The organism is Tropicimonas sp. IMCC6043 (genome assembly GCF_004146235.1).
Taxonomy (GTDB): domain Bacteria; phylum Pseudomonadota; class Alphaproteobacteria; order Rhodobacterales; family Rhodobacteraceae; genus Tropicimonas.
This window is the reverse complement of sequence record NZ_SELO01000170.1, coordinates 1-384: the sequence shown is the minus strand read 5'-3', so window position 1 is coordinate 384 and position 384 is coordinate 1. Positions and strand designations below refer to the sequence as shown.

Sequence of the window (384 nt, the reverse complement as noted above, 5' to 3'; positions counted from 1 at the left end):
CGGCATCGCATTGTGCCATGTTGGTACTGTGTGAAAGCCAACAAAGGAGAGGAGCCGACCACATGGAGATTACAACACTCGGGATCGATCTGGCCAAGTCCGTGTTCCAGCTTCACGGGGTGGATGCTGATGGCGTTGTTGTTTTGCAGAAGAAGCTGCGGCGTGGCGCGGTGCTCAATTTTCTCGGCAAACTCGAACCCTGCCTTGTCGGCATGGAAGCCTGCGCGACCTCGCATTACTGGGCTCGGGAGATCGCCGCGCTCGGCCATGAGGTCCGGTTGATCCCGCCCGCATACGTGAAGCCCTATGTAAAGCGGCAGAAAAACGATGCGGCGGATGCCGAGGCGATCTGCGAGGCCGTTACGCGGCCGAACATGCGCTTCG

The 384-nt window shown here is 59.4% G+C and carries 1 protein-coding gene; it reads left to right on the top strand.

From position 1 onward, the window contains the following. Positions 1–62: 62 nt before the first annotated feature. The coding region (locus EU800_RS26275) for a transposase (RefSeq protein ID WP_129636381.1) at positions 63–384 on the top strand (322 nt) is incomplete at its 3' end.